This window comes from Pseudomonas sp. MD195_PC81_125, assembly GCF_014060985.1.
Classification (GTDB): Bacteria; Pseudomonadota; Gammaproteobacteria; order Pseudomonadales; family Pseudomonadaceae; genus Aquipseudomonas; species Aquipseudomonas parakoreensis.
The window spans coordinates 1-6,887 of the sequence record NZ_JABULD010000621.1 but is presented as its reverse complement, the minus strand read 5'-3'; the positions used below and the strand labels follow the sequence as shown (position 1 = coordinate 6,887).

At 61.1% G+C, this 6,887-nt stretch carries 6 protein-coding genes and 1 pseudogene; 6 read left to right on the top strand and 1 reads right to left on the bottom strand.

Annotated elements, in window-relative coordinates; translation table 11 throughout:
- Positions 1-4 precede the first annotated feature (4 nt).
- Together HT737_RS24885 and HT737_RS24880 are read left to right on the top strand one after the other, a co-directional pair.
- Positions 5-369, top strand: a pseudogene (locus tag HT737_RS24885) (hypothetical protein).
- A gap of 172 nt (positions 370-541) precedes the next feature.
- Entirely contained in the window at positions 542-1,435 is an 894-nt protein-coding gene (locus HT737_RS24880) for an alpha/beta fold hydrolase (RefSeq protein WP_182404191.1), read from the top strand.
- Here HT737_RS24880 and HT737_RS24875 read toward each other — a convergent pair.
- Positions 1,404-2,387, bottom strand: coding sequence for a GlxA family transcriptional regulator (locus HT737_RS24875; RefSeq protein WP_182404190.1), 984 nt, complete (start codon positions 2,385-2,387; stop codon positions 1,404-1,406). The genes HT737_RS24880 and HT737_RS24875 overlap by 32 nt on opposite strands.
- An 88-nt stretch (positions 2,388-2,475) precedes the next feature.
- Between HT737_RS24875 and inhA the strand changes: the two genes are divergently transcribed.
- The 4 genes from inhA to HT737_RS24855 all read left to right on the top strand — a co-directional run bounded on the left by inhA (position 2,476) and on the right by HT737_RS24855 (position 6,522).
- Entirely contained in the window at positions 2,476-3,162 is a 687-nt protein-coding gene (gene inhA, locus HT737_RS24870; RefSeq protein WP_182404189.1) for an isonitrile hydratase, read from the top strand.
- A gap of 211 nt (positions 3,163-3,373) precedes the next feature.
- Positions 3,374-4,165, top strand: a complete 792-nt coding sequence (locus HT737_RS24865) for a CPBP family intramembrane glutamic endopeptidase (RefSeq protein WP_182404188.1) — start codon at positions 3,374-3,376, stop codon at positions 4,163-4,165.
- 102 nt (positions 4,166-4,267) lie between these two features.
- A complete protein-coding gene (locus HT737_RS24860; protein ID WP_003223402.1) occupies positions 4,268-5,833 on the top strand; it encodes a PAS domain-containing methyl-accepting chemotaxis protein in 1,566 nt (521 codons plus the stop codon).
- 176 nt (positions 5,834-6,009) lie between these two features.
- Positions 6,010-6,522: a hypothetical protein gene (locus tag HT737_RS24855; protein WP_182404187.1), complete on the top strand. Its 513-nt coding sequence runs from the start codon at positions 6,010-6,012 to the stop codon at positions 6,520-6,522.
- Positions 6,523-6,887: the final 365 nt, after the last annotated feature.

The following is a 6,887-nucleotide window of genomic DNA, read 5'->3' as shown; positions in this document are numbered from 1 at the left end:
CCCCATCGCCACGCCCCTGCGCACCGGCCTGACCCGCACCCAACTCTGGGAAGCCGCCGACAAAGGCTGATCAAGTGCTGGGAAATCGGCCGCCAGCGCGCCAGCCGCTTCCCCGACCTCGCGCAACAATGCCTCGCCGGTGAACTGCCAGTACTCGGCTGGAAAGGTGGCGTCAGCCGCAGCCTGAAGAAAAACGAGAAATACGGCTCGCTGAAATACCTCGCCCAGTGGCAGGGCTTGCGGGGCGAGGATCTGGATATTGATCTGGCTGAAGAGCGCTCGCTGACCTGCTCACGGACGAAGATGCGGGTGACGTTTACCCCGGATCGGACGAAGTATTTCAATCAGGTGGCGGAAGCCGAGGCTTAAGAAGGAACGCCGACAAGTGACGCTTCCCCTGTGGCGAGGGAGCTTGCTCCCGCAGGCCTGCGCAGCAGTGCATTTAAGTATGGGGTCGCTTCGCAACCCGGCGGGCGCAAGCTCCCTCGCCACAACGGAATGGTCTAGTGTTGCCTGACGCCCAATTGCTGTGGAGTCTGCCGTGTCTGACATTCAACGCATACTGACACCGAACTTGACCGTTGCCTTTGAACAGCACGGCCCGTCCACTGGCGACGCGGTCATCTTGCTGCATGGCTTCCCCTACTCGCCTCGGGCGTACGACGAAATCGCCCCGGTCCTCGCCGCCGAGGGTTATCGGGTGATCGTCCCTTATCTGCGCGGTTACGGGCCGACCCGCTTCAACCACCCCGAAACACTGCGCTCCGGCCAGCAAGCAGCCCTCGCCCAGGATTTGCTGGAGTTGATGAACGCACTGGGTATCGAACACGCCACGCTTTGCGGTTACGACTGGGGCGGTCGGGCAGCGTGCATTGTTGCGGCGTTGTTTCCCGAGCGGGTACGTGGGCTGGTGACGGGGGATGGCTATAACGTGCAGGACATCGCCAATTCGACCCGGCCTCTGGATCCCGAGACCGAGCACCGTTATTGGTACCAGTACTATTTCCACACGCCTCGAGGCGTCGCGGGCCTGACGCAAAACCGGCGGGCGCTATGTGAATTGCTCTGGAGCTTGTGGTCACCGACCTGGACACGCAACGCCGAACGTTATCCGCTGAGCGCGCCGGCCTTCGACAACCCGGACTTCGTGGACGTGGTGATTCATTCCTACCGTCATCGCTTCATGTATGCCGCAGGCGATCCGGCACTGCAATGGATGGAAGACGCGTTGATCAAACAACCGCCGATCAGCGTACCGACGATCTCACTGTGCGGTGCCGACGATGGGGTCGGCCCGGCGCCGGAAGTCGATGAAGACATTGCGCACTTCACCGGGCTGTACGAAAGGCGCGTGCTGCCCGGTGTCGGCCACAACATTCCCGAAGAAGCACCGCAGCAAACCCTCAAGGCATTACTGGATCTGCTCCAGCACTGACCGAAAACCGCTCCCGATACGCCTGCGGCGTCACGCCCATGGTCCGCAGAAAGCTGCGGCGCAAGGTTTCTTCACTGCCAAACCCGCAATTGGCCGCAATGCGTTTCACCGGCAGCCCGGTGTCGCTGAGCAGACGCCGCGCGGTTTCTACGCGGATCAGTTCGATGGCGCGGGCCGGGGTCTGGCCGGTGTCGGCGCGGTAGTGCCGGACGAAACTGCGTTCGCTCATGCCAGCCTGTTCGGCCAGGGTCGGGACGCCGAGGTCGCAGGTGAGGTGTTCGGCGATCCAGGCGTGCAAATCATCGAAACGGTTGCCTTGTTTTTGCAGTGATAACGTCACGCTGAATTGCGACTGCCCGCCCGGGCGCTTGAGGAACACCACCAATTGTCGGGCGACGTCCAGGGCCATGTCGCGACCGAGGTCGTCTTCGACCATGGCCAGCGCGAGGTCGATGCCGGCGGTGACGCCCGCCGAGGTCCAGACCGGGCCGTCGTTGATGAAGATCGGATTGGGCTCGACTTGCAATTGCGGGTGCTGCCGCGCCAGTTGTTCGCAGCGTGTCCAGTGGGTGACGACCCGGCGACCGTCGAGCCAGCCGCTGGCCGCCAGCAGAAACGCGCCGGTGCAGACCGAGGCAACCCGCCGGCATCCACCGGCATGTTCACGCACCCAGCTCACCAATTCAGCGTCTTCGGCAGCCGCGTAAACACCCCAGCCACCGGCGATGATCAGGGTATCGCTGGGCTGCTTCGGCAGCGGCTCGGCCAGCATCGCCAACCCGGCGGAAGCGTTCACCGCGCCGCCGCCGCTGGCGATGACTGTTGGCGCGTAAGGCGCAGGCAAACCCTGCTGGCGGGCGATATCGTTGGCCGAGGCGAATACTTGCAACGGGCCCGTAACATCGAGCAATTGCACATTGGCGAACGCGAGAACGTGGATGGTTTTCGACATTTGGCGTAATTCGTGGGCTGATTGGCGTACGCGCCAAAACCTACGCGCCTACAGTGAAGCCGTCCAGCCCTTTTCACGGAGAAGAATCATGGCGTTGCAGATCGGTTTTCTGTTGTTTCCACAGGTGCAGCAACTCGACCTGACGGGCCCCTATGATGTGCTGGCCTCGTTGCCGGACGTGCAGGTGCATCTGGTCTGGAAGGATCTGGTGCCGGTCACCGCCAGCACCGGCCTGCTGTTGAAACCGACCACCACCTTCGACGACTGCCCGGATCTGGATGTGATCTGCGTACCCGGCGGCGCCGGGGTCGGGCCGTTGATGGAGGATGAACAGACGCTGGGGTTCATCAAGCGTCAGGCGGCGCAGGCCAGGTATGTGACGTCGGTGTGCACCGGCTCGCTGGTGCTGGGCGCGGCGGGCCTGCTAAAAGGCAAACGCGCGACCACCCACTGGGCCTATCACGAACTGCTGCCGAAACTCGGCGCGATTGCGGTGCAGGACCGGGTGGTGCGCGACGGCAATCTGTTTACCGGTGGCGGGATTACCGCAGGCATCGACTTTGCGCTGGTGCTGGCCGCCGAACTGGTGGGGGCCGAGGCGGCGCAGTTGATTCAGCTGCAACTGGAATATGCGCCGGCGCCGCCGTTCAGCTCCGGAAGCCCTGATACCGCACCGAGCGCGATCATCGATGAGGCTCGCCTGCGGGCAACGCCGTCGTTAAAACTGCGTACGGAAATCACCGAGCGGGCGGCGGCGAAACTCAACTTGCGTTGATCCTCAGCCACACTCAGAACCCTGTAGGAGCTGCCGCARGGCTGCGATCTTTTGACTTTGGCTTTTCAAGATCAAAAGATCGCACCTGCGGCAGCTCCTACAGGACGGATTGCGGCGTGTCACCGTTTCCCGCCACACCTTTACTTGTCCCCACGCCCTCACCCGTGTAGAAAGCCCTTCCCCCCCCCCCCATTCTGCACAAGGACTTTCGATGAAGGCGTTGCCATGGCCCTATCTGGCACTTCTCAGCCTCGGTTACGGATTGGCGCTGAGCTTTGGCCAACTCGGCTGGCTGGCGCTGATCTCCTTCGGACTGTTGCTGGTGGCCGGTTTCGCCGTGCGCCAACAGGTGGTGCCGGTGGCGCGGTTGCTCGGCCACGCGGTGTTTGTTTTCCTCGCCCTGTCGCTGGCGCTGCACTGGTTGCCGGGGTTCGATAACGGTCGGGCCATCGCGAAGATGCGTTTCACCGATGACGCCGTGCCGTTCGCGATGTACCTGAATCTGGACAAACCGCTGATCGGCTTCTGGCTGCTTTTGGCCTGCCCGTGGATCGTCGCCGCCCGCTCGCTGCGTCTGACGGTATTCGCCAGCGTCCTCGGCCTGATCTTGAGCGCAACCCTGGCCCTGGGTGGCGCACTGCTATTCGGCATGATTGCCTGGGCGCCGAAGTGGCCCGATCAGGCGTGGCTGTGGCTGCTGAACAATCTGCTGTTGGTGACGCTGGTCGAGGAAGCGCTGTTTCGCGGCTATATACAGGGCGGTTTGAGCCGTCTGTTCAAGCACCTGCCTTACGGCGAAAACCTCGCCCTGCTGCTGGCCTCGCTGATCTTTGCCCTGGCGCATGTGGGCGCAGGCTGGCACTGGGTGCTGCTGGCAGGTCTGGCGGGGGTCGGCTATGGTCTGGCCTACCGTTTTGGTGGGCTGGCGGCGGCGATCGCCACGCATTTCGGGCTGAACCTGCTGCATTTTGCGCTGTTCACCTATCCGATGCTGGCCGCTTGAAGCAAGAGCCGTTTTGCGACGCCGTACTTATATCTGAAAAAAAACTTCAATAATTTCCTGTCAGCGCCGACAACCTTTCAAAGCCTTGCGGATTGAAAAACCATGCGTAACAACCAGCCCATTACACAACGCGAACGGACTTTCCCGGCTCAGCAGCGGTTGATTTCCACAACCGACGCCAAGGGCGTGATCACCTACTGCAACGACGCTTTCGTCGAAATCAGCGGGTTTTCGCGTGAAGAACTGATCCGTGCGCCGCACAACCTGGTCCGTCATCCTGACGTGCCGGCCGCGGTGTTTTCGCACATGTGGGGCACACTGAAACAAGGCTTGCCATGGATGGGCATTGTCAAGAATCGCTGCAAATCCGGTGACCATTACTGGGTGAACGCCTACGTGACACCGGTGTTCGACGGTAATCAGGTGGTCGGTTACGAGTCGGTGCGGATCAAACCCACCGCCGAACAGATCCGCCGTGCCGAAGCGCTCTACCAACGCATCAACCAGGGCAAGTCGGCGATCCCTTCCAGCGACAAATGGCTGCCGGTGCTGCAGGACTGGCTGCCGTTCATTCTGGTCAGCCAGCTGAGCTTCGTGATCGGCGCGACGCTGAACTCGCACTGGGGCTTTGCCCTCGCGGCCGGTTTGTCGGTACCACTGGGCCTGATGGGCCTGCAATGGCAGCAACGCGGGCTCAAGCGCCTGCTGCGCCTGGCCGAGCAGACCACCTCCGACCCGCTGATCGCGCAGATGTACACCGACAGCCGTGGCGCGCAGGCGCGTCTGGAAATGTCGATCCTCAGCCAGGAAGCGCGCCTGAAAACCTGCCTGACCCGTCTGCAGGACACCGCCGAGCACCTGACCGATCAGGCCAAACAGTCCGACGCCCTGGCGCACAACAGCTCCAGCGGTCTGGAACGTCAGCGCGTGGAAACCGAACAGGTCGCCACCGCCGTCAACCAGATGGCCGCCACCACCCAGGAAGTGGCCAGCCACGTACAGCGCACTGCTGACGCGACGCAAGAAGCCAACCGCCTGACCGGTCGCGGTCGCGACATCGCCGGGGAAACCCGCGAAGCCATCCAGCGCCTGTCGGTTGTCGTCGGGGAAACCGGCCTGACCGTCACCCAATTGGCCAAGGACAGCGACGAAATCGGCGGCGTGGTCGACGTGATCAAAGGCATCGCCGACCAGACCAACCTGCTCGCGCTCAACGCTGCGATTGAAGCCGCACGTGCCGGCGAGATGGGCCGTGGTTTTGCTGTGGTCGCCGACGAAGTCCGCCAACTGGCACAACGCACCAGCGAATCCACCGGGCAGATCCACGCCCTGATCGCCAAGCTGCAGCAGACTGCATCCAGCGCTGTGCAAACCATGGAAGCCGGCCATCGCCAGGCGGAAGAAGGTGTCGCGCGGGTACTGGAAGCGGATCAGGCCCTGGTAGGCATCAGCGAAGCGGTGGCCAACATCACCGACATGACCACCCAGATCGCCGCCGCGACCGAAGAGCAAAGTGCCGTGGCTGAAGAGATCAGCCGCAACATCAGCAACATTTCGGAACTGGCGGACCAGACCTCGGAACAGGCGCATAACTCGGCGCTGCTGAGTGAAGAGCTGACCAAGACGGCCAACACGCAGTATTCGTTGGTGGAGCGATTTAACCGCTGAAAGCAAGATCGCCGCTTCATCTGAAAACCCGGACAGCGAAAGCTTCCGGGTTTTTTATTGCGGTGCTACCTGTCAGATCTGACAGTAGACGCCCACCTGTTCGAGCGGGTATCAAGAGAAACCGTAAATGCAGTCGGTTGTAACACCTCCTCTTACTCGAAAAGGCAGGTTTAACAATGACCACTCACGCTATTTTTCTTCCAAAAAGGCCACTGGTGCGCGATGAAAAATTTGAATGGAGATTGGGCGGCAAACGGATAACAGCGGAATTCAGCTCCTTCTATCAAGACGAGTTTTTGGGCGAGTTGTATTGGGCCATAAGTGGTGGAACAGGGAATTTCGACGATGAAAACTATTTTGCTTTCTCGATGACTCTGCCCTACCGATCTGATGAGACTCTCACAGGTGTTTATGACCTCAAAAAAGGGCTGACATGTGTACACAGCCATTGGATCCCTGCGCCACCGGGGTTCATCGGAATGGCTACGGTAGACGCCGACTCGGCGACCCTTAGCATCAAATATGACCCTGAAACAGACATCGCGACGGGATCATTCGAGGCCTTGTTCAAAAGTCATCGCTATCGTCTGATGCCCAAGGGGACTTTCACCATGACCCGGGTGAGACCGACTGAAGCTGGCTCCCAGCAACTCCGGGTGAGCCCACCTCAACGTCCGTTGAAAGAATGACTTCGTGCAGGCGCTGCCGCAGGCTGCGAACCTTTGACTTTTAAAGCCCGGACGACGAAAGCGTCCAGGCTTTTTTTGCCAGCCTGAAACTCATGGTGCCTGGCAGACCGCTTTCGCGAACAAGCATGCTCCCACAGTGGGATCAGGTCTCAACAGTCAGAGATTAGTCGGCTGGCAGGCCGCCTTCGCTGGCAAGCCTGCTCCCACAGTGGGATTGGGTGTCATCAGTTGGAGATTGGTCGGCTGGCAGGCCGCCTTCGCGAGCAGGCTCGCTCCCACAGTGGGATTGGGTGTTTTCAGTTAGAGATTGGTCGGCTGTCAGGCCGCCTTCGCTGGCAAGCCAGCTCCCACAGGTGGATTGGGGT